The organism is Psychrobacter frigidicola, from assembly GCF_007997305.1.
Taxonomy (GTDB): domain Bacteria; phylum Pseudomonadota; class Gammaproteobacteria; order Pseudomonadales; family Moraxellaceae; genus Psychrobacter; species Psychrobacter frigidicola.
On record NZ_VORZ01000001.1, the window covers coordinates 1081627 to 1105946 of the forward strand.

At 43.5% G+C, this 24320-nt stretch carries 16 protein-coding genes and 1 pseudogene; 12 read left to right on the top strand and 5 right to left on the bottom strand.

From position 1 onward, the window contains the following. The first annotated feature begins 53 nt into the window (after nt 1-53). The 5 genes and pseudogenes from ES754_RS04420 to ES754_RS04440 all read left to right on the top strand — a co-directional run bounded on the left by ES754_RS04420 (nt 54) and on the right by ES754_RS04440 (nt 7346). Complete coding sequence (locus tag ES754_RS04420) at nt 54-1754, top strand: TIGR00341 family protein (protein ID WP_147222399.1); 1701 nt, start codon at nt 54-56, stop codon at nt 1752-1754. A 187-nt stretch (nt 1755-1941) separates the two neighbouring features. After that, on the top strand, nt 1942-4614 hold the full coding sequence (gene alaS, locus ES754_RS04425) for an alanine--tRNA ligase (protein ID WP_147222401.1): 2673 nt from the start codon (nt 1942-1944) through the stop codon (nt 4612-4614). 274 nt (nt 4615-4888) lie between these two features. After that, nucleotides 4889-6172 carry an aspartate kinase gene (locus ES754_RS04430; protein WP_147222403.1) on the top strand — a complete coding sequence of 428 codons (1284 nt, stop codon included), beginning with the start codon at nt 4889-4891 and terminating at the stop codon, nt 6170-6172. Nucleotides 6173-6645: 473 nt separating this feature from the next. Continuing rightward, nucleotides 6646-6813: pseudogene (gene csrA / locus ES754_RS04435) on the top strand (carbon storage regulator CsrA); the annotation flags it as partial. A gap of 158 nt (nt 6814-6971) precedes the next feature. After that, the gene (locus tag ES754_RS04440) at nt 6972-7346 is read left to right on the top strand and encodes a HopJ type III effector protein (RefSeq protein ID WP_147222405.1); all 375 of its coding nucleotides are present in this window, start codon (nt 6972-6974) and stop codon (nt 7344-7346) included. Nucleotides 7347-7468: 122 nt separating this feature from the next. On the opposite strand, the gene ES754_RS04445 is transcribed toward ES754_RS04440, so the two are convergent. Together ES754_RS04445 and ES754_RS04450 are read right to left on the bottom strand one after the other, a co-directional pair. After that, complete coding sequence (locus ES754_RS04445) at nt 7469-7780, bottom strand: YeaC family protein (protein WP_147222407.1); 312 nt, start codon at nt 7778-7780, stop codon at nt 7469-7471. Nucleotides 7781-7826: 46 nt separating this feature from the next. Continuing rightward, nucleotides 7827-8825, bottom strand: coding sequence for an NAD(+) kinase (locus ES754_RS04450; protein ID WP_170231074.1), 999 nt, complete (start codon nt 8823-8825; stop codon nt 7827-7829). A gap of 355 nt (nt 8826-9180) precedes the next feature. Here ES754_RS04450 and ES754_RS04455 point away from each other — a divergent pair, with 355 nt between their 5' ends. Then, nucleotides 9181-9903, top strand: coding sequence for a Bax inhibitor-1/YccA family protein (locus tag ES754_RS04455; protein WP_147222411.1), 723 nt, complete (start codon nt 9181-9183; stop codon nt 9901-9903). A 127-nt stretch (nt 9904-10030) separates the two neighbouring features. Here the strand turns inward: ES754_RS04455 and ES754_RS04460 are convergent, their stop codons facing one another. Continuing rightward, the gene (locus tag ES754_RS04460; protein WP_147222412.1) at nt 10031-12922 is read right to left on the bottom strand and encodes a heavy metal translocating P-type ATPase; all 2892 of its coding nucleotides are present in this window, start codon (nt 12920-12922) and stop codon (nt 10031-10033) included. Between the two features lie 467 nt (nt 12923-13389). Here ES754_RS04460 and mrcB point away from each other — a divergent pair, with 467 nt between their 5' ends. The 6 genes from mrcB to purH all read left to right on the top strand — a co-directional run bounded on the left by mrcB (nt 13390) and on the right by purH (nt 21541). Next, complete coding sequence (gene mrcB, locus ES754_RS04465) at nt 13390-15810, top strand: penicillin-binding protein 1B (RefSeq protein WP_420825339.1); 2421 nt, start codon at nt 13390-13392, stop codon at nt 15808-15810. Nucleotides 15811-16004: 194 nt separating this feature from the next. Further along, nucleotides 16005-16619, top strand: coding sequence for a tetratricopeptide repeat protein (locus tag ES754_RS04470; protein ID WP_227677685.1), 615 nt, complete (start codon nt 16005-16007; stop codon nt 16617-16619). A 150-nt stretch (nt 16620-16769) separates the two neighbouring features. Then, a complete protein-coding gene (gene prmA, locus ES754_RS04475; RefSeq protein WP_147222418.1) occupies nt 16770-17696 on the top strand; it encodes a 50S ribosomal protein L11 methyltransferase in 927 nt (308 codons plus the stop codon). Nucleotides 17697-17876: 180 nt separating this feature from the next. Next, complete coding sequence (locus ES754_RS04480) at nt 17877-19214, top strand: zinc-ribbon and DUF3426 domain-containing protein (RefSeq protein ID WP_147222419.1); 1338 nt, start codon at nt 17877-17879, stop codon at nt 19212-19214. 326 nt (nt 19215-19540) lie between these two features. Beyond that, nucleotides 19541-19756, top strand: a complete 216-nt coding sequence (locus ES754_RS04485) for a helix-turn-helix domain-containing protein (protein WP_147223293.1) — start codon at nt 19541-19543, stop codon at nt 19754-19756. 204 nt (nt 19757-19960) lie between these two features. Next, nucleotides 19961-21541: a bifunctional phosphoribosylaminoimidazolecarboxamide formyltransferase/IMP cyclohydrolase gene (gene purH, locus ES754_RS04490; RefSeq protein ID WP_147222421.1), complete on the top strand. Its 1581-nt coding sequence runs from the start codon at nt 19961-19963 to the stop codon at nt 21539-21541. A 135-nt stretch (nt 21542-21676) separates the two neighbouring features. On the opposite strand, the gene ES754_RS04495 is transcribed toward purH, so the two are convergent. Both ES754_RS04495 and ES754_RS04500 read right to left on the bottom strand, forming a co-directional pair. Next, nucleotides 21677-23551 (bottom strand): SurA N-terminal domain-containing protein, encoded by a 1875-nt coding sequence (locus ES754_RS04495; RefSeq protein ID WP_147222423.1) that lies wholly within the window; start codon nt 23549-23551, stop codon nt 21677-21679. A 315-nt stretch (nt 23552-23866) separates the two neighbouring features. Next, nucleotides 23867-24139, bottom strand: a complete 273-nt coding sequence (locus ES754_RS04500; protein ID WP_147222425.1) for an HU family DNA-binding protein — start codon at nt 24137-24139, stop codon at nt 23867-23869. Between the last annotated feature and the right edge of the window lie 181 nt (nt 24140-24320).

Genomic DNA, 24320 nt, shown 5'->3' on the forward strand with positions numbered 1-24320 from the left:
TTTGCGATTACAATAGCTGCTTTCCTATCCTGTAATCATAAAGTTTTATAGCCATGACCGCATCTGCTAAACCTCCGTTCAATTCAAACAAAAATCTAGACCCACAGTATTCATCTATGACGCCAGATGATGAATCTAAAATCTCAGATGCTGATAAAAAAGCTGTTAATAAAACAGTAACTGACGAAGTCGATGCTGACAAAATAGATAGTAATAGCGTAGACAATGAAAAATTTGAGGTCTATAACGATGCTCAATATCCCGAGTCTAAAGTAACCATGTCCTCGCCAAGTCCCGATGTAGTTATCGCCACTCTAGAGACGCCTGATCCTGAAACGCAAATCTCTATCGGAGTAGTAGAGCCAAAATTCCAAGGCAACGATAATACTCAAATAATGGATGCAGAGACTGATAGTAGTACCGAAGTTACTTCTAGAGTTTCTAGCAATAGTGATAACGCTGTTGATTCCGATAAAGCGCAAGATCGTAATCACACCAACGATAGCGAAATAACGCTTGAAGAAGAGACTACCAAAGAGGAAGCTTTGGATGCTATTCCGCACACTGATAGTGACGATGACAATCAAGACGATAATAAGATTGACACTAATGAAGAGAGTGAGCTTACAGAAGAAGAAAAAGAGCTAGAAGAGGTTAAAGAAGAAAAAGAATCAAAACTTGAGTCTTATAAACAGTTCGTTGCGGAGCAGTTTAATAGTCAGAAGATAGATTATCCAGAAGTACGAGTGACGATAGAAGCGAACGCGATACCCAGTAAAATGTATTTTATAATGAATGTGTTATCCGCCATCATTGCCAGTTATGGGTTAATTGCTGACTCTGCCGCTGTGGTCATTGGAGCGATGTTAGTAGCAATGATGCTGGGCCCTATTACTGGGGTGGCGTTAGCAGTTATCGATTATCGAATGCCTTTGTTACGTAAATCGCTGTTTACCGTCGCGGCTGGGGTTTCATTAGTGATCCTAGTGGGCTTTATCGTTGGTTGGTTGCATAAAGGACAACCGCTGACTGCTGAGGTATTATCTCGAACTCAGCCGACATCAATGGACTTAATGATTGCGCTTGCCGGCGGGACGGCTGGTGCTTACGCGATGGTATCACCCCATTTATCTGTCGCAGTGGTTGGCGTCGCAGTGGCAACCGCTTTGGTACCTCCCCTAGCTGCAAGCGGTATTCTACTTGCTAACGGTGAGATGCAGCTCGGGCTTGGCGCTGCCCTGCTCGCAATTACGAACATTATCGCCATTCAATTTACCAATGCCATGGTGTTGTGGTTTTTAGGCTTTCGGCGCTTGGTCGATGACGATTATAAATCTAGCACCTATTTAACTTTTTTTCGACGTAATGCCGTTACCTTATTATTACTGGTCGGGTTAGGTATTTATTTGACTATTAACCTTAATACTAATGCTCGGCAACAAACCTTTGAGAATAATGTCAAAGAAACGATTAATGATTACTTTAAAAGTAAAGGCAATGTACTGACCAATACCCAATTCGATAGGTCAGATGGGAATGAAATTGTACGGGCTGTTATTCGCGGTGAGACCACCCCCAGCTCCTATGATGTGCGCCAAATTGAAGCGACTATTACACAGAATATGAAAGACAACTTCCCAAGCTACCTACCTATCAAAATACAGCTCCGCTATCTGCCAGTACAAGTGATTGAGTCCAATCCACTGATTCAAGATAAGCTCGATAAGACCGATGCTGCGATTTTGACCAATTAGTTAACAGTATTAATCGCTACTATATTTATAATTCAATCCGCTGTTTACTCAGCGCCTATTCGCGAATGGTCAAACACGCTATAGGCGTTTGTGCTAAAATCGCTTGCAAAACTATTTAATCTGCTTGCGCTTAGCAGTTATTTTAATACTCTCTTAAATACCCTATTCATCATTAAAAGGAGCCGCTGTGAGCCAGCCATTTCGCTCAGTCGATATTCGCCAAGCTTTTATCAATTTTTTTATAAGCAAACAGCATACCCCAGTCGCTTCATCGAGCCTGATTCCGCATAATGACCCAACGCTATTGTTTACCAACGCGGGCATGAACCAATTTAAAGAAACCTTTTTGGGCATGGAGACGCGCGACTATACGCGGGCAGTGACCTCGCAAAAATGTGTGCGTGCTGGTGGTAAACATAACGACTTAGATAATGTCGGCTATACCGCACGCCATCATACGTTCTTTGAGATGCTCGGTAACTTCTCGTTTGGTGACTATTTTAAGCAAGCTGGAATCGCATATATTTGGGAATTTCTAACTTCTGATGAGTGGCTAGCAATTGATAAAGAACGTCTTTATGTCACTATCTACGAGACTGACGATGAAGCGTTTGATATCTGGAACCAAGATATCGGCTTGCCAGCGGAACGTATTATTCGTATCGGTGACAATAAAGGTGCACCGTACGCCTCCGATAACTTTTGGACGATGGGTGACACTGGTCCTTGTGGCCCTTGTACCGAAGTTTTTTATGACCATGGAGCTGATATTGAAGGCGGTTTGCCGGGTACGCCTGAAGAAGATGGCGACCGCTTTATTGAGATTTGGAACTGCGTATTTATGCAGTTTAATCGCCAAAAAGATGGCACGATGCTGCCGCTACCTGCGCCTAGTGTCGACACCGGCATGGGTCTTGAGCGGATTAGCGCTATTATGCAGGGCGTGCATGGCAACTATCAAATCGACTTATTTGTCCATTTGATGGATGCGGCTGCTAAAATATTAGAGATTAACAATAAGCAACAATCATCATTAAAAGTGATTGCTGACCATATCCGTGCGGTCTCATTCCTAATAGCTGATGGCGTGATGCCAAGTAATGAAGGTCGCGGCTATGTGCTCCGCCGCATTATTCGCCGCGCCGTTCGTCATGGCAATAAGCTTGGTGCTGAAAGTGATTTTTTCTATAAAATGGTCGCGCCGCTAGTTGCTGAGATGAGTGATGCTTATCCTGAACTTAAAGACAAGCAAAGCACCATTGAAAATGCCATTCAAAAAGAAGAAACTCAATTTGCTAAAACCCTAGCGCAAGGCTTACGTTTATTAGCCACTGAGCTTGAAGGCTTACAAGAGGGGGATATCCTATCTGGTGAAGCCGCGTTTAAGCTCTATGATACTTATGGCTTTCCGCTTGATTTGACGGCTGATATTACCCGTGAGCGCGGTATTAGTATCAATGAGGCTGAATTTGATGAACACATGCAAGCGCAACGAGAGCGAGCGCGTGATGCAGGTAAATTTGACGTTGATTATAGCAGCGTGATTCAAGTAGAGGTGCCGACAACTTTTATTGGCTATGAGCAATTAAATGATGACAATGTCACTATCAGCGCTCTTTATCAAGATGGCAAGGCAGTAGATAGCTTAGAGGAAGGAATGGAAGGCGTTATTGTTCTTGACCGTACGCCATTTTATGCCGAAGGCGGTGGTCAAGTCGGTGAGCTGGGTGAAATTCGCAGTGCATCAGGTGTCTTTGAAGTTCAAGACACCAAAAAATCAGGACAAGCCATCATTCACTATGGCGTGGTTAGCATGGGTTCTATCAATGCCAGCCAAACAGCTGATGCACAAGTACTCTCCAGCATCCGTGCGGCCAGTGCCAAAAACCACTCTGCGACGCATTTATTACATGCCGCTCTACGCCAAGTATTAGGCGCAGAAGTGACCCAAAAAGGCTCGTTGGTCTCGAGTGACGCACTGCGTTTTGACTTTTCCTATGATAAGCCGGTTACCAATGCCGAAATTAGCAGTATCGAGCGCTTAGTTAATGAGCAAATCCAAGCCAATGCCCCCGCTTGTATCGAAAATATGTCTATTGATGAAGCCATGGATAAAGGCGCGATGGCGCTGTTTGGTGAAAAGTACGGCTCAGATGTGCGCGTCTTGACTATGGGTACTGAAGTCATCGTTGATGGTAAAACGCAGCCGTTCTCTATCGAGCTGTGCGGTGGTTTGCATGTGCAACGTACCGGTGATATCGGCTTATTAAAAATCACTAGTGAGGGTGGTATTGCCGCGGGTATTCGCCGTATTGAAGCGGTTACTGGTATGAACGCGGTCAAATATATTCAGCAAAGCGAGCAGCAATTGAGCGAGCTTGCCGCACAGCTGAAAGTTAAACGTCCAGAAGTCGCCCAACGCGTCCGTACCATGAGCGATAAGCAGCGCGATTTAGAGAAGCAATTAGAGCGCTTAGAGCAGAAAATCGCCAGTGCGCAAGCAGCCAATCTACTTGACGACGTGCAAACTATCGCAGATACACCAGTATTAATCAGCACCTTATCCGGTGTCGATGGTAAATCCATTCGCACCCTAATGGACGATATCAAGTCGAAGCTTCCTGATAGCGTGATTGTGCTGATTGGTGATAAGGACGAGCAATTGGCTTTAGCGGCTAGTGTGGCTCAGTCTGTTACTGGTAAAGTCAAAGCGGGTGACATCATTCGTCATTTAGCCACTGAACTTGGTGGTAAAGGTGGCGGTAAGCCAGATTATGCCCAAGGCGGCGCACCAAAAGCGGCGAATAGCGCAAGCGTAATTAGCACCTTACCTGCTTGGCTTGAATCGCAACTGATTTAAAGCACTTATATAAAGCGATTGGTTATCACATTTATAACCATTCGCCATACATCTAAGCTTTGCTTTGACTTAAATTTATGGCACAAATGTGGTATAAAGTAACACAGTTAGTCAATAAGTCAGTTACCAAGACAATCAATAGAAAGTGACGCGGTTTTATAATCCGGCTTCATCGTTATTAGCATTAATCTAGAGCGATATGGACAACTAGACTCATTATAGATTGATGCTTAGAGCGTACAAATAGCCATTGATAATAATAGGTAAGATTTTTATGGCGTTAATAGTACAAAAATACGGCGGCACCTCAATGGGTAGCATTGACCGCATCAAAAACGTCGCCAAGCGGATTAAACGCTGGCACGATCACGGTCATCAAGTGGTGGTAGTGGTCTCAGCCATGAGCGGAGAAACCAACCGCCTCATCGATCTTGCCCGCCAAATCAGCACCCAACCTGACCCGCGTGAATACGACCAAATGGTATCAACGGGCGAGCAAGTATCTATCTCACTTCTAGCAATGGCGATAAAAGAATTAGGCGTTGGCGCGCGCTCCTTTACTGGTCGCCAAGTCGCGATAAAAACAGATGGCGAACACAATAAAGCACGCATTGAATCCATTGATGATAAAAACATCCGCGCGCAGTTAGACGCCGGTAATGTCGTTATCGTGGCGGGCTTCCAAGGAATAGACGAGCATGGTGACGCCACTACTCTAGGTCGCGGCGGTTCTGACACTACTGGTGTGGCCATTGCAGCATCATTGGGCGCAGATGAGTGTCAGATTTATACCGATGTTGATGGTGTTTATACGACTGACCCGCGTGTCACCTCCAAAGCCAAAAAACTTGAAAAGATTACCTTTGAAGAAATGCTAGAGATGGCAAGCTTAGGCTCTAAAATCTTACAAATTCGCTCAGTAGAATTTGCAGGAAAATACGGCGTACCATTACGGGTGTTGTCTAGCTTTGATGAAGACAATGATGGCAGCTTTGATGACGACTTTAAAGATAACGTCGGTACTTTAATTACGATAGACGAAGGAGACAATATGGAAAACGCAATCATCTCAGGTATCGCCTTTAATCGCGATGAGGCAAAAATTGTCGTACGCGCTGTGCCCGATCACCCTGGCATTGCCTCTGCAATTTTAAGCCCCATTGGCCGCGCGAATATCGAAATTGATATGATTGTCCAAAATCTATCGATCAATGGCATGACGGACTTCAGCTTTACCGTTAACCGCACCGACATGGAAAAAACCATGAAAGTGTTGAATGAGCAAGTAAAAGACGAGATTGGTGCAACAGAAGTCATTGGTAATAGCGATGTGGTCAAAGTCTCATTAGTAGGTGTTGGCATGCGCTCACATGCTGGTGTTGCTAGCCTCATGTTCCAAACGCTGGCTGAAAATAATATTAATATCGAGATGATATCGACCAGTGAAATTAAGGTTTCTGTTCTTATCCAAGAACAATACCTAGAAAAAGCGGTCAAGTCATTGCACACCGCTTTTGGTCTTGATCGTGAAGATGGCGATAGCAAAGTTGCGGGTTAGTAGCTTCTAGTTAGCTGCCGCTAAAAGTAGTTGTCAGATAAGAGTATAAGCAAAAACATACACAAAATATATGCGTATGTTTTTAAGAACTATTTTTGGTGTTTAACTTAATTTTATCAGCCAGTTATGTATTAATAGGTCCTTAAAGGGTCCTATTTTTTTGTATTTTATGACGGCTAGGGTCAATATATACCTCGCAGTGTTATGAAAAGCCGTGACACTATCACTTCTGCCACCTATAATGGGTTGTTCATTTGGGCTAAATGAATTTACTTATTATCACTATGACTTATAGCCGTCATGACGCGCAGATTTTAAGCAATTTGCCTTACTGTGCTATTTTTATTGATACCATGATAAATAAAGTGTTTTGATATAAAAAGCATGTAGACTTTGAGAAGCAGTGGTAGCCTGCAATTGGGATATACTTTAATGAGAACTATGTTGTTAATGCGACATAAGGAGTGTGACGCATGTTAATTTTGACACGCCGCGTGGGCGAAACTTTGATGATTGGCGATGAGGTCAGTGTGACAGTCCTCGGTGTTAAAGGCAATCAAGTACGAATTGGTGTGAATGCACCAAAAGATATTGCCGTACACCGCGAAGAGATTTATCAGCGTATTCAGCATGAGCGTTCGGTACAATCACAAATGCAACATCTTGAGCAAGGCAACTTTGCGCCTTCATTCGATGACGAAGACTATTTTAATCGTTAGACCGTCATCCCTAACATCTAGTCATTAAGCACAAATCAAGCACAGAGTGCTTTTTTAATTAGCTTTGAGGTCATTTACTTATGAGTATCCGCCAATCAGATGTCTCGGCTTTACTTAATGGTTTGAATAAGAAAGCCATTGGATTCAATGATGTTATCAGCTTTATTGATGACTTTTATCGTTATTCCCCTGCTCCATTCGTAAACGGTCAAGTGCACAATATAGCCGGTGAAAACGAAGGCAGCGCCAAGATTTTTGGTTTTGCTAAGCATCACGGTTTGAACCAGCTGGATACCTTAAAGCTGTTTGGTGAGCATTATGCACAAGTGCAAGAGACACCGAATGGCACGGATCATGCCAATATTCGTAACTTTTTACATTGGGGTTGGCAAGGATTTTTGATGCAAAAAAATCCGCTGGCTGTACGCCCAAGTGTTGATACTACGTCTATTTAATAATAGTAAAATTGATAGTGTTAAAAAACACTAGAAAAAAGCCACGCTATTGATATAGCGTGGCTTTTTTCTGTAAAAGTGATAAATAATTTATCTTAAATCTTTATAATTCATATTAATACTTACTTATCGCGAAATTTTACTGGTTGAATCGCGCCTTTAGGATTAGGCATATTAGGATAGTGATGCTCATGTTCGACATCACATTCAGCGCCCACGATAGAGCCATCCACTCTTATCGGCTTATGGATATAACCGGTGCGCTCAGATGGCGCTAAATGCTCATGTTCCCACACCATGACTGCTTGCATACAGGTCTCGCGCTGATCGGCAGCTAGTAGGCGGCCATCAGGCCATTTGCCCAGCTCGATTGCCACACGGAATTTATCAACCACTTCAGGGGTTAGGCTTGCTAATATAGTCTGTTTATCCATACTGCCTGTACTCCTCTCGCTTTAATAATAGAATGACTTACTCTTCCTAATCAATAATATCATCATCAATGTCAAGACTGAACTCTTCGGCATGCACGTTCCAGTGTAGCTTCGTACGACAGGCTTCATAAAAATCAAAGCCTGGTGGATGCAATAAGGTTAACTTATCAGGGTGTTTGCGTATATATAAACGCTGGTCTCTCTCAAGTGGCATTCCCTGCTTGCCATCGGCACTCACCATTGGCTGGGTGCGGTTGTCCTCGTGGATGCGAATACTAATTTCACTATTGCCACTCACCACAATAGGACGGCTCGATAAGGTATGTGGGTGCATAGGTACCAAACAGATGGCATCCATACTGGGATGGATAATAGGGCCACCACCTGATAGCGCATAGGCGGTCGAGCCAGTTGGTGTGGCCACAATCAGGCCATCACTATGCTGACGATAGACATCATGGCCATCAATCTTCATTTGAAAATCAATCATGTGTACAGATTTACCAGCATGCAAGACAATGTCATTTAACGCCATATCTTCATGGATAATGTTCTGACCTTCACGAATCTCCATCCTCAATAAAAACCGATGATCTAGCTGATAATCGCCCATCAATACCTGACGTAATTTAAAAGCAACTTCATTTGGCTTTACATCTGCTAAAAATCCAAGCCGGCCACGGTTCACACCCAACACGGGTACTCGATAACGTGCAAGCACCTCAGCTGCATGCAAGATTGAACCATCGCCGCCCACCACAATCACTAAGTCGCAAATCTCACCAATTAAGCTACGTTCAACGATTTTGACTTTTTCTATTTCAGTAAGGTCTAATGTTGGCAAATCAGCAGTTTCTACATCCATAATTAGCGTCAGACCCATCTCATTTACGTTTTGAGCAATTTGGGTGAGACTTTGAATCACACTGCGTTTTCCCGCACGTCCCATAAGACCAATACGCCGAAAAGCAGGATTTTTAATAGCATGAAGCAACTCTGATTCATGTAAGTGTGGCAATCTTTCTGACTGCACTAAGTTTTCCATAAAACGGCTCGGTATGACTTTAAATGCGCAGTACTGTTAAGATACGCAATAGTGTTAGAATTTATACGACAATGATAGCGAGAAATGAGCGCTTAAACTAGCATGTTTTATTAATAGGCGCTGTTAACTGTCGTAATTGTCCCCATATAATTACTATCTCGTATACTGTGCACGTATGCCAATTTCACTGACGATAAATGCTGCAACTACTAGCAAATGAGCGCTCAAAAATGACGCAATGCCTTGTATACTGTCACGCAAACACAGTTGACAATAATAGCGATTTTGCTAGAGTAGCTGCTATCCACAACTTCTATTTGTACTGTTTTTTACTTTTATTATTAAGGACTTAAGTATGGCAAATCCTATTGTCAGTCGCGCAGAACTTGCGATCGGTGGTGAGCCGATGACCGTCAAGGGCGTGATTCAAAAAACCAGTCTGTTACTTGGGCTGGCTGCTATCACAGGTGTGGGCTTCTTCTTTTATGCACTGATGGCAGGCCTATCGCAAGGTTTTATTACTATGGCGGCCTTTGGTAGTATGTTTGCCGCGTTTGGTTTAGCATTATTTATCACTTTTAAGCCACACACCGCTAAAACCTTAGCGATACCTTACGCACTATTAGAAGGTATTTTCTTAGGTGGCATCTCGCTATTTTTTATGAGAATGTATCCAAGTGTCCCAGTAACGGCAATGTGTGCGACCTTCGTGACCGCAGCGGTAATGCTCGGGCTGTATCGTTCCGGCCTAGTGAAAGTCACACAAAAATTTCGCTCAATCGTAACGTCAGCACTCATTGCCATTATGTTGGTGTATGTCGCGCAATGGGTACTCTCTCTAGCGTTTGGCTCAAGCCTACCTTTCTTATTTGAAGGTGGCATGATCTCCATTGGCTTTAGCCTGTTTGTAATCCTTATCGCTTCTTTTACACTGTTATTAGACTTTGATAACATTGACCGCGGAGTAGCAGCGGGCGTATCAGAAGACTACGAATGGTTATTCAGTATCGGTATCCTTGCAACACTAGTATGGATGTACATTGAATTTATGCGCCTGCTTAGTTATTTACAGGACTAATGTAAAAAGCGTTTATCATTTAAATATAAGTAGCTCAAATATAGAATAATGAAAATCAAGTAACCAAAAAAACCGCCTATGTTATATAGGCGGTTTTTTTGGTTTAAGTCATCCGTATTTCTATAGACTAAGCGCGTTTCAGACGCAGCGCATTTAACACTACGAATAACGAGCTGAGCGACATGCCGATAGCTGCCAGCCAAGGTGGGACGTAGCCAAGGGCAGCTGGTAACAGTACAATGCCGTTATAGCTAAGAGCCCAGCGGAAGTTTTGTTTGATAATACGTTCGGTTTTATCAGCGATGCGTTTAGCAGCAACGATAGCTTCAATTTGACCATTTAAGATAATACTATCACTAGAAACCTGCGCCAAATCTGCCGCACCCGCTATTGAAGTTGAGACGTCAGCTGCTGCCAATACTGGGGCATCATTGATACCATCGCCGACCATAAGCACGACCGCATTCTGCGCTTGCAATTGCTGAATATGATTAACCTTATCGCTGGGGGATAAACCATTATGGGCGGATTGCATACCTAAAGATTTTGCCATAATCAATGCTTGTGGGCTTGGGTCCCCGGTTAACATTACCGACTCAAGACCTAGCGCTTTAAGCTTATCAAGCATAGGTTGCGCTGTATCGCGTACTTTATCATTAAAATAAAAACAGGCCAGCGCTTGCCATGAATTTGACTGATTACTGTCAGGAACGATATCCGACTCTACTGATAGAGGATAACAAGACAATACTACCGCTGAGCTAGCACGGTTCGAAGTTAAATCAATGGTTAGATTATTGCTTGTATTTGCATCACTCAATTTTTCATGATTAGCCTTTCTATCTAAAGCAAAATCAACATGACCAATCCGGTATAACATGCCATCAATGTTAGCTTCAACACCGCCTGATGGATAGAGGGTTAAATCCTGCGTAGCGGGTAAATGCAATTGATAAGCAGCCGTGAGCAGCGCATGAGCAATCGGATGGCGGCTACCAACTTCAAGGGCAGCGGCTATCGATAACAACTCATCTTTGCGTACGCTTGCAGGCTCATTTATTGAAGATTCATGTGCTAATGACTCGTTTGCAGCTGGTAGCAGCTCAATGTTTAGTAAGTTCGGTTTACCATAAGTGAGCGTGCCTGTTTTATCAAAAGCCACATGCGTAATTTCAGCTAAGGTCTGCAAAGTATGACCACGCGTGGTTAAAAACCCATAGCTTGCCAGACGGTTAGTCGCAACGGTTAAAGCAATAGGCGTTGCCAATGATAACGCACAAGGGCAAGTCGCCACTAATACGGCTACAGTGGCCCAAATAGCTTGACTTGGATCGACGATATACCAGCCGATAAACACTAATACGGACAATACCAAAATCCGTGCCACAAACCAACGTGCCAGCTTATCGGCTTGCTGCGCGAGTTTGGGTTTTTCGCTCATAGCGCGGTTCATAAGACGGTCAATCAGGCCAATCTGACTGTCTTCTGGCAGCGCAGTAACTAGCATCTCAAACGGCTGACTGTCGTTTTGAGCACCGCCGACAATATAATCGCCTTGGCCTTTTATAATCAAGTCGCCCTCGCCTGTTAATAAGCTTTGAGAGACGGTGGCGGTTTGACTGAGCAAAATACCATCACTGATAATCTCAGCACCCGCTTCAATCATAACGATATCACCCACTTGCAAACTTTGGGCGGTGACCATCTGTTTTTGATCGTTAGAGAGTGGCTGCTGACGGGTCGCCTGTTGCCACTCTTGAGCAATAATAGAGGTCACTTTTTGGACACTGGCATCCATTTTTTTCATAAAGTCAGGCAGGGTACTTGGTGCGGTAGCTACTAAGGTATCCACTTCAGTATTTGCTTTGAGAAAACTTGTATTATTGCTAAGAGCTGAATTCTGAACGGGTAAATTATCAGATATATCAGCAGTAGCATCAAACACATTATTATCCGTACTCTGCGCCATCTGCTGTAATATAAGCTCAGCAGCGTCTTTATCCTCAGCAATTTTTTGTACTAATATCGGCTCAACGACGACCAAATCATTGGCCATAGTTGCCGCTTTTAGGCGTGCATTGTGCTCAATATAACGCCCTGCCAGTAAGAAGAAGATGAACATACTGACCGAATCATAGTAGGTCTGTCCATGTCCGGTAATAGTGGCATATAAACTCGCAAAAAACGTGACAATCAGCGCGATACTAACAGGTACATCCATGTTGACTTGACGGGCGCGTACCGCTGACCATGCTGAGGTAAAGAAGGGAACACCTGCATAAAAGAACACTGGAATGCTGACGAATAAAGACACCCAGCGTAAAAAATCCCGCTGCAATATCAACATACCACTATGCTCACCGAAATATAGTGCTACGGCATACATCATCGCCTGCATGGCACCGAGTGCCGCAATACCTAGCCTCAACAGCATCTTATTATTATGTTTGGCAAGCATCGCTTCATGGGTATCTTGCCGATATGGTTTGGCTTCATAGCCAATTTCATTAATCACCGCCAAAATATGGCTAATAGGCAATTTGGTCTCATCCCAAACGATACGCATGCGTTGATTGGTTAAGTTGACCTGACACTTACTAATACCGTCAATCTCATACAGCCGCGACTCAATCAGCCAAGTACAAGCCACACAGCGTAAGTTATTGACCGATAACTCTGCGACCGATAGACCGTCCTGTGCATAGACAAATTGCGATTTTATTTCTGCGTGGTCATATGCTTCCAATTGGGTCAATTGCGTAGGCAGACTTGCTGTCCGGTTAATTTCTGAGCGGTCGAGATAATATTGCTCAAGGCCGGCCTCAACGATACTTTGGGAGGCCAGCTGACAACCCATACAACACATCTCACGTGACGAGCCTAGTACATCAGTATGAAACGGGGGCTTTGGTACCGGATCACCACAGTGAAAGCAGTGCCCTGCTGGTGGCAGCACCAGTCCTTGAGTAATAGAGTAATCGTCGTAGTGAGAGGCAGTAGATGACAAAGTGCTGGACATGGTAGATATAACTTCCTTTAGACATATTTGCTTGACGCAAATGTAGACTTCGAACAAATACTGGTTTGGAATAAGTAAAACAACGTGAATTACCTGTGCCTTACCACCCCTTAACTCATAAAAAAACCATAGAAAAATGATTCATCTATTAGTTAACTAAGTAAGGCAAGCAAGTTTATAAACAAGTAAATTATTATTTTATATGGTGTTCAGTCACCAGATTAAAAGCTTAATAAATTGACGGTTTCATAGTCAACAATCCCTACATTCAGTATACGCCCTCATAGCATGGCAATAATGAATCCTAACGTTGATGATGATAGATTGAAAATTTTGTCAATTTGCGTCATTATAGAGCAGTTTTTTTATGTCAAAACGGTGCGTTATCAGTGCAAAAGTCCCATTCTACTCTATCACAGTCGCCTAAGTCTGCCGTAAATACCCTACCATCGCAGCAGCGTGGCCTCGTGTTTAGCAGTATTTTATTAATTATTGTCATCATTGGTATGGTGCTATTGGCACTGTATTTGGTCAAACTTGATCGTACCATCACTCATAAGTTCGAGGGTAAACGCTGGGACATTCCTGCAAAGGTATACTCGCAGCCGCTTGAGCTCTATCAAGACGCTAAAGTTGATAATGACACTATTAAATCGTGGCTGGAGCTGCTTAATTATCGCAGCAATAAGTCCTACGATCGTACGGGCACTTATTATAAATCTGGTAATGATTACTTTATTCATACTCGCGGCTTCAGTTATAGCGCCGCTGATGTTGATAAAGAACAAGTTATTAAGATGACTATTGCTGATAGTAAAATCAAGTCCATTCAAAGTACTGAGCAAAATGCATCGGGTATTATTCGACTTGAACCGGTGAGTATTGGCGGTATTTATCCTGATAATAATGAAGATCGATTGGTCGTCTCGTTAGATGATGTGCCGCAGCCGCTGATTGATGCGCTCGTTGCCACAGAAGACCGAGGTTTTTATGAGCATAAAGGGGTTTCGGTACGCGGTATCGCCCGTGCAGTGATTAATAACTTCACTGGCGGCGCGCGTCAAGGGGGCTCGACCATTACCCAACAGTTGATTAAGAATTTTTATCTTAACTCTGATCGTACTATGAAGCGTAAAGTCAATGAGGCGATGATGGCGGTGCTTCTTGAGCTACATTATAGCAAAGATGAGATTTTGCAGGCCTATCTCAACGAGATTTACTTGGGACAAAATGGCAATCGCTCAATTAATGGCTTTGGCTTGGCATCGGAGTTTTATTTCGACCAGCCCCTTAGTGAACTGAGTATTGATCAGCAGGCTTTATTGGTCGGTATGGCAAAAGGGCCTAGCGTCTATAATCCGCGTCGCCATCCCAATGACTCAAAAGCACGCCGTGATACGGTACTGAATAACATGCTGACTATCGGGACGCTCTCACGAGAAGAATATGACAAGGCGCTTGAAAAACCACTGGGTGTGATTGACAAGCCCGTTGACGGCAAAAGCCGTTTTCCGGACTTTTTGGATATTGTCAAACGTGAGCTTAATGATGTTTATTATTCCGATGACCTTAAAAATGAAGGGTTGATTATTATTAGTACCCTCGACCCCATTACCCAAATGGCCGCTGATAAAGCAGTCAGTAAAAAGCTTGGGGAGCTGCGCCGAAATGGCACTAAGACTAAAAACTTACAAGGCGCGTTAGTGAGTGCCAACCCTGAAACAGGTGAGCTAGTCGCTGTTGTGGGCAGTGGTAGCGAATTTACAGGCTTTAATCGCGCCGTTGATGCCAAGCGGCCAGTAGGCTCGTTATTAAAACCTATTATTTATATGACAGCGTTAGAGAGCGGCCGTTACAACTTAGCAAGCTCAGTGGATGATACGCCTATCACTGTTAATCTGAGAGATGGTGGAGACTGGAATCCTAAAAACTACGATGGTCGCGATCATGGTTACGTCCCATTAACTACCGCAATTGCGCAGTCCTATAACCAAGCTGCCGTGCGCTTAGGGATGGAGTTTGGGATTGATACCTTTGCTAAGCAATTACGCCGTTTAGGTGTTGAAGCAAAAGTTCCTGACTACCCGTCAGTATTATTGGGTGCCGTTAACTTAAGTCCGATGGATATGCTCGGCGTCTATCAAGTATTTGCTACCGGCGGCTTTCGTACGCCTATTCACAGTATTCGCACCGTTATCGATGACCGTGGCCGTATTCTCCAACGGACAGGGTTAAATACTCAGCGTAGCATCGCCCCTGAGACCAATTATTTGACCAATTATGCACTGCAACAAGTGGTCAAAAGTGGCACAGCCAGACGTATTGAATCGCTCGGTAGCAACCTTAATCTGGCCGGCAAAACTGGAACAACCAATGACTACCGCGATGCATGGTTTGCAGGTTATAGCGGCAACTATGTGAGTGTGGTTTGGGTTGGCCGTGATGATAATAAGCCTATTGGTCTAAGCGGTGGTACCGGAGCGCTGCCAGTTTGGGTCGATTATATGAATCGTCTTAAATTGACACCAGTATCGATGCCAGAACCTGAAGGCATTGAATGGTTATGGCTTGAGAACAATTCTGGTAAGTTGTCTAATGAGCGCTGCGCCAATGCACGCTACCTGCCAGTAATGTCAGCCTATTTACCAGAGGAAGCCAGTAGCTGTGCGATTGAATTATACGAACAAGACCGTGCTCGTGAACAAATGCAGTGGCAAAGTCAGCAGGGCAATATCAACCAGCAGCGCCGCCGTGAAGGTTTAGATATTCCAAATGGTGAAGCCATTGATGAGCAAAACAATCAAAATAATGACGGACAACAAGAGGGCATTATTATCGATGGACCTAAAGTACGCAAACTAGTCGAACGCGCCCTTGAGTGGTTCTAGGGTGTCAGTATCGTTCATAATCTTTGGGAAAGGGTCTTAGTATGGCGTGTTTTATACAACAATCGGTACTATCTACGCAAAAAAGGTCTAGAAATCAGATGCTCTTAACTAGAACTGCGTTGGTCACCAGCGCAATTATTAGCATGCTCAGCATAAGTGCTTGTCAGAGCGTGCCAGTGCATGCACCTACGTCGATGACGACAAAGCCCACCTCAACATCTGTAAGTCAGATGCCCGTTATTAACGATGACAACTCTATTAATGATGGTTCTGCAAATGACCACCCTATTGAACCTTATGTTCCGCCTAAACAGTCCACTGCACCAGACACCGTAGTGGAACAAGCGTCTGTCCAGTATCCAAGACCTACCACTACCATCCCCTCTCGTGATGACGCCAAAATACAATTGCCAACACCGCCATCACGTAATGAGCTCTTAGAGCGCGCGCGACAAAACTCACAACAACGAAGTCGTCCGTCTACAGTAAACAACAGTAATTTACCAGCCTTTAAAAATTTAATGCAAACGGGTATTAAGCAGCTAAAATCGGGGAACCTAACAGCAGCCGAAAGTAGTTTTACTCGCGCTCAACGTCTTGCACCAAAATCAGTGGAGCCTTATTTTTACTTGTCACAAGTGGCTCTTAAAAAGAACCAACCACGTAAGGCTGAGGCAATGGCGCGGCGCGGTCTTAGCGTTTCAACAGATGCCAACCACCATCACTCCTTGTGGCAAATTATCTTGCGCTCGGGGCAAATGCAAAATAATCCGCGCGTGATTAAAGAGGCGCAGCAGGCATTACGCTAAGCATTCAGATTTTGAATATCTTGTAGTAAGCAATCAAATTTAGACTATGAATACATAGGTTATCAGTAGAGTAGCTACTTACTCTTTATTGCTTCTCTTTATCCATATTTCACTTTTATTCATTTTTTAATTCAATCTAAGGCTACCGTTATGGCATGGCAACAACTGCACCTACAGTGCGAAAAAGCAAACGTTGATTTGGCAGAAGCACTTTTATTAGAGGCAGGCGCGCTCTCCATTGCCTTAGATGATGCCGGTGACCAGCCGTTATTTGAACCGCTGCCGGGTGAGTCGCCGCTATGGGATGAGGTTATCTTGACTGGGCTGTTTGATGCGTCTACCGATGTCGGCAGCAGGCAAGCCGTTGAGCAATTAAGTCACGATATCGCCGCTCAAGTACATGCCAGCCGTGTTTGGCTGAGCGCAGTCGAAGACAAAGATTGGGAGCGCGAATGGATGACGCACTACCATCCTATTGAATGCGCTAATGATCTGTGGGTAGTACCAAACTGGTTAAAACCACCTAACCCTGATGCCACTAATATCATTATGGACCCTGGTCTTGCCTTTGGAACGGGCTATCATGCTACGACGCGCTTATGCCTTGACTGGTTAACTGAGCAAGACTTAGCTGGAAAGACTGTTATTGATTATGGGTGCGGCTCCGGAATTTTGGGAGTTGCTGCATTATTATTAGGGGCGCGGCATGTCTACGCGGTTGATATTGACCCGCAAGCGGTACTGGCCACCAATCAAAATGCGGCGCGCAATCATGTTGAGGGACAACTACAAGCTTTCTTACCCGAAGACTTTAACCAGTTTTGGGCTCAACACGCTGTTGCTCCCGTTGATGTAATTGTAGCTAATATTCTAGCCAAACCTCTTATTAGTCTTGCGCCTTATTTTGCAACATTAATTACCTTAAAAGGTCGTATTGTATTGGCAGGTTTGATTGAATCGCAGACTGAGCAAGTCAGCGATGCGTATAAACCTTACTTTGCACTGGATCCTAAACATACCTTTACGGCCCAAGAAGACCAGCATTGGCAGCGGCTATCAGGTACATTTACAGGATAGCAACATTCAATTACATCTGTTACGATAAGCTCTTGGCATTAGTTTGTAATTTTGCTCCTGCTGCTCAACTGTGTATATATCCTCAGTTTTAAATGAGAGTATTTGAGATGCTAGCGCAACAGGCACATGTTAATCAGTAGAAGAGTGGCTTAACTGCCGAGTATTTTTGGATGTCAATCTATGACCACGGTTATAAAAACGCAGTGCCCACATTGTCAGGCTTCTTTTAAGCTGCCGCGCGCGCAATTAAATCGAGCTGATACCAAAGGGCGCTGTAATCGTTGTCAGCATATATTCTTAGTGAATGAACACCTGCTGGTCTCAGCCGAAAACCAAGCATTAACGCCTAATAAAATAACGCATGCGAACAAGCAGGCACATGATGTTACGCAGAAAGAGAATGAGAAAAAAATCTTTCTTAGTAAAAAAAGTGCAATAAACAGTAACGCTCAACCCTCAACCAGCTCTAAAGAAAAAGATGTAAACTTAGACGCTAATATCCTTATTCATGATGATATGGAAATTGATGAACCTTCTGAGGCTCTTACAGAGTATGACTCGCTTGATGAGATGGACGCTTGGCTAACCCAAGTGGATGCCTCATCTTTGAATAACTACAATACTACTGAATCAACCAGCTCAGACAATAACGCCGATTCACTTGCAGATATCAATACAACACATTTACAGCCCATAATACCGACAGTTACTTCACTTAGATCAAATGCGAATGCCGAACGTTCAAGCACTCCCAATGCTAATAACCACCAACGGACTGCTGAAAAATCAATAAGTTCAGCTATTGCCAATGATATTCATGCTAGGGTCGCGGCTAGTGACGGTAGTGATATCAACGAAAATGCTTGGCTTGAAACGCTCTTAAAAGAACAGAACGGCTTAGATAGCTCGGCCGTAAGTGAACAAGACGATACTGATTTGTCGCAGCTACTCACCGATTTGGGAGTAGGTCCTGACGAGGAAGAAAACACCGACCAAGTACGTGATAACAACATTAAGGCCCGAGTGCAATTATCGCCAACTTCTACTCAGAACTCTATAGCAACCGGATTATGGGCTGCTGGCTGCTTGGTACTAGCCCTGTTATTAATAGCACAATATGTTATTTTTAATCTAGATAATCTAGTTAAAAACCCTACAGTTGCGGCACGACTGCAAACTATCTGTTCTAGCGCCGCTTGTAGTTTACCGCATGCCGATATTACTGCGCTTAATATCAAAAAACTTGCTTACAGACCAAGTAAAGTAAAGTCGGCAGCTACCTTTAGTGATGTTCAAGCTGATTTAATTAATGAAAGCCCGCAGTCGCAACTACTCCCCAATCTTAAAGTGAGCATTTATGGTAGCAACGCCATCATTGGTGAGTTTATTGCGCAACCTGCAGATTATCTGCTAAGTACCGAAAACCAGCTCGCCGCTGAGCGTAGTAAGTCTGTAATGTTTACTATCCCTGTGGCTACCAATCAGATTAGTGACGTGCAGATTATTCCTATTTATTAATAGTTAACTAATCACTCTAAAGCAAAAAGTTATCGCATTGAGTTATTTCATTCATGTCACTCTCATTTATTTATAATCATACAATAGTTATAAGCATTACTTTCAGCCGTAACTTTTAAGGACATCACCTTATGGCACACCAGACCAGACTTCCTGCCAACCGTTTTGCCCACAGCTCTGACCTCAAAAATAATCGCGGCAATGCCGAGCATTTTCATCACTCAGAATTTCAACAATCGACAATCCCATTACTAGATCAGACTACTGAGATTGGCGACAATAGCGTGCACTCTATTCCAGTGGACAATTCTCAAGAACCGCTGCGGATGCACGTTGAGCGCGTGGTACGAGAGTATTTTGCTGCGTTAGGTGATGAGTTACCTACGGACTTATATGCCCTAATTTTAAAAGAGGTTGAATTACCGCTACTAACGGTCATTCTTGAGCAAACCCGTGGCAATCAGACCAAATGCGCACAAATACTAGGCCTCAATCGTGGCACCTTGCGCAAAAAGCTTAAGACTTATAATTTAATGTCCTAGTGTTATTTGTTATAAAGCGGCGTAGAATTTTGTGTAAAATGGTCAAATGTTTTATGATGGCGGTTCCCAATCCTTATTATGCTTATGCTTATGCTTATAATTTAAATTGTGCGCGGCAATTCATGACGACACAGTATCATGATTATAATTGTCATTACTATTTTGCCAGACGCTTACGTTGGGCTTTTTTATGGAATAGATTTTATGGGTACCACACCACTTGCACTGCTTTCAGTCTCAGATAAATCAGGTATTGTTGAATTTGCTCAAGGCTTAATTGTTTCAGGATTTGGCTTATTGTCTACCGGCGGGACTTATCGTCTGCTCAAAGAACATGACGTTGCAGTCACTGAAGTATCAGATTACACCGGCTTTCCAGAGATGATGGATGGCCGCGTTAAGACCCTGCATCCTAAAATTCATGGCGGTATTTTGGGACGCCGTGGTACTGATGATGCCGTCATGAGCGACCATGCTATTGAGCGCATTGATTTAGTAGTGGTTAACCTATATCCGTTTGCTGAGACTATCGCGCGCGCTGACGTCACGATGAATGACGCGATTGAAAATATTGATATCGGTGGCCCTACTATGGTGCGAGCAGCGGCCAAAAACCATGCCCATGTCGGTATTGTTACCAACCCTGCCGATTACGAGCGTGTCTTAACGGCCTTAGGTGACGGCACTGAGCTCAGCTCATCTTTGCGTTATGACTTGGCCGTTAAAGCATTTGAGCATACCGCGCAATATGACGGTATGATTGCTAATTTCTTAGGTAGCCGTGTAAATGAGACCCAGCAACCAGAAGACTTTTCACGCACCTTGAACTTACAGCTCGATAAAGTACAAGACTTGCGTTACGGCGAAAACCCGCATCAAAAAGCCGCTTTTTATATTGAAAGTCACTTTAAACAAGCCGAGCAAGCGTCTATTGCGACGGCTGAGCAGCTACAAGGTAAAGCCTTATCTTATAACAATATTGCTGATACTGATGCCGCACTTGAATGTGTGAAAGCCTTTAGCGCGCCCGCTTGCGTGATTGTAAAACATGCCAATCCATGCGGCGTTGCTATTGATAATGACCAAGTTGCGGCTTACCGTACGGCTTTTAGTACCGATCCTGAGTCCTCATTTGGCGGTATTATTGCCTTTAACCGTCAACTGACCGTCGCTGCTGCCAAAGCTATTATCGAGAATCAGTTTGTAGAAGTTATTATTGCGCCAAGTTTAGAAGATGGTGTATTAGAAGCGACGGCCAGTAAGAAAAACGTACGGGTCTTAATTTGCGGTGAGCTGCCAGCACCTACCGATCGCTTGACTCAGCTAGACTATAAACGCGTTAATGGTGGTCTATTAGTACAAGAGCAAGATGTGGGTATTATTGGTGCCAGTGACTTAAAAATCGTCACTGATATTCAGCCTACAGAAGCACAGATTGCTGACCTATTATTCACCTGGGCAGTGGCTAAGTACGTCAAATCTAATGCGATTGTCTATGGTAAAAATCAGCGCACTATTGGCGTGGGTGCCGGTCAAATGAGCCGCGTAAATTCAGCACGTATTGCTGCTATTAAAGCCGAACATGCTGGTCTGATCACTGAAGGTGCGGTAATGGCATCTGACGCCTTCTTCCCATTCCGTGATGGTATTGATAATGCTGCAGAAGTTGGCATTTCTGCAATTATTCAACCGGGTGGCTCAATGCGTGATGATGAGACGATTGCTGCTGCTAATGAGCATGGTATCGCTATGGTATTCACTGGTATGCGTCATTTCCGCCATTAATATTTATGATAGTTTAAACCATAAATAATTACTCAAAACTGTTTATGAAAGCTATGTTCTAGAATTGTACATTAAAAAAGCCACTATTGATAATAGTGGCTTTTTTAATGTCATTTTATTCAACTTTAGCAAAGATTAACGACCGCGTGCCCCTGCCATATTAGCCTCATTAATCTCAACTTTATACAGCAGACGTAGATAATCTAAATAATCTTGTAGCTGATCTTGGCCTAAGTTATCACGGATAATGGCTGCCGTTTGCGATTTTTCTAAGGCAGACAGTTGTGACTGCTGCTGAGTTTTGATTGTATCGCCGACTATTACGGTCGCGCCCATCTCACTTTGACTAGCCAGCGCTACAATACCATTAGCTGCTGCTTGCTTACTAAATGCCAAGCTACGCTCTTTATCGCTTAATAGTGGCGTTTGGCGATTGACCTCACCCAAAGCTTGAAAGCTTACTGCTTGCTTACCAATATCAGCAGCCGTTTTGATACTGGCAGCCACTTTCTTAGCATCTTTCAGCGCTAAGGCACTGGCTTTTTGCTGACGTAAGGTCTGGGTAATTAGTGGCGTAGCAGCTGCTAAGGTCAAAGTTTTAGTAGGACGATAATTACTGGGTTGTACCCAAGCCATACCCTCGCCAATCTCAATACCGGTAGTGACCGCTTGATCTTGAATGGTGAATTCATCAAAAGCTTGCTTAATCACTGCTGGTTGCGCAAGGACTGAGGTATTATTTTCTTTACGATAATCTTTCAGACGTTTTAGCGGTAAGCTCTCTTGCTGAGCAATATCTGCAATACTAAAGCCATCGGCCGCTAAGTCATTAATCGCAGTGACTTTATCAGCATAAACGGATTGACGCTTATACTCTTTCGCTTTTGCCGTAAGCTCCGCACGCATGCTCTCTAGACTAGGCACTTTACTGCCATTATCTTCAGTCACGGTGAATATCTGATAACCAAAGCTGGTTTTAATCGGTGCAGTAACGTCACCAACCTTCAGACCGTTTAATGCTTTTTCAACTGCGGTAGCGTCATTACCAAATACGGACGGGTTAAAGGTACCAATCGCACCGCCACTGGTGCCTGAAGGATCGTCCGATTCTTTTTTAGCAATGGCGGCAAAAGACTCCCCTTTAGTTAAGCGTGCTTTTATTTTATCCGCTTGTATTTTGGCATCTTTACCGGTCAATAGGATTTGGCTGATCTTGCGCTCATCGACGACAGCGAGGCCTTGCTTGAAGCCTTCATACTGCTGCTGTATGTCCTCAGTAGTGACTGCATCGACTTTAATAGTCGCAGGATTCAGCTCAATATAAGCTAAATCAACCATAGCCTCACTTTTTAGCGTCTCTTTATTGGCATCATAGTAAGTTTTTAAATCAGTATTGGTCAATTTTACTTGTTGTTGATAGTCCTGCCAATTAAAGCGATGCAACCAAACTTTGCGCGACTCTAGCTGTAAGTCGATCAGCTGATTGACTGATTTCATCGGATAAATCGCGGTACTAACGATACTGGCATTAAGTTGATCAAGACTTAACTGATTGCGAAATTCTGCAAACAGCTGCTCTTTATTCATCCCACGCTGGCGCAAGAAGTTGGCAAACTGTTCGTTAGAAAAACCACCGTTCTCATCTTTAAAGATATCTTCTTGGCGCAGTAGACGATTAATGGTATCGTCCGATACCGTCATGCCAAGCTTGCCAGCTTGCTGTTCAAGCAAGGTTCGATCAATTAAACCTTTTAATACTTGCTCATGCAGGACATCTTCATTCAATAAGCTAGCATCATCGAGTTGATCTAAGATTTCCGCGCGCCGACTGTTGACTGCCGTTTGATACTCTGACAATCCCACGCTTGCCTCACCTACCTGAGCGATTCGGTTGGGATCGATACCACTTTGGAAGTAGCTCTCAATACCAAGTAGCGCAAGCGGCGATAGGCATAAGATCAATAAAATGCGACCAGGCCAGCTTTTTAAAAAATCGCGCAATTTATCCATAATTATTTCTGCTTTATTAACCTATATTGATAAAAAACCATTGCAATACTATTAGCACTAGAAGCTTTTAGTAATAGAGACTAATAGCGATGACTGCTCTCAGGGTGGACAATGGCAAGGTGGGGACGTCAGTTTTTTGTAAAAGTCGGACACGGCTTGTTTTAGCAAGATAACCGTACGCGCCCTATGATACGTGAATTCTAGTTGAGACTCAAAATATTCACACTATCTACTGAATAAATTTTATGTAAAAAAAAGCACCCAATATTAAGGTGCTTTTTTCACTACTTTAATCACTAACAAGCAAATAGTAGTTTAGTTTAAACGTTCTTTTAAGTTTTTACCTGCTTTAAAGCTTGGAACTTTACTGGCTGGAATGTCAAGCTCTTCACCTGTTTTAGGGTTGCGGCCAGTACGTGCTTTACGGTCTTTTACGCTAAAAGTACCAAAACCAACTAATGAGATACTTTCGCCAGCTTCTAGAGCTTCGCCAATGCTTTCCATAACGGCATTTAGAGAATCACCAGCTTGGGTTTTGTTTAAACCGCTTTTTTCTGCGATGCTATCAATTAATTCTGACTTATTCATAAAAAATCCTTCAAGTTTAAGGGCTATAATAGACGCTAACGCCAAGTATTGTATCGCTCTCATATAATTTAAGCAATAAAAACAACTTTCGACGCCTGCATCTAACTTTTGACGCATATATCTGCGAGTCACACATTATTAACGCCTTTATATCAAGGCTACATAAGGAGTGCAAGCGATT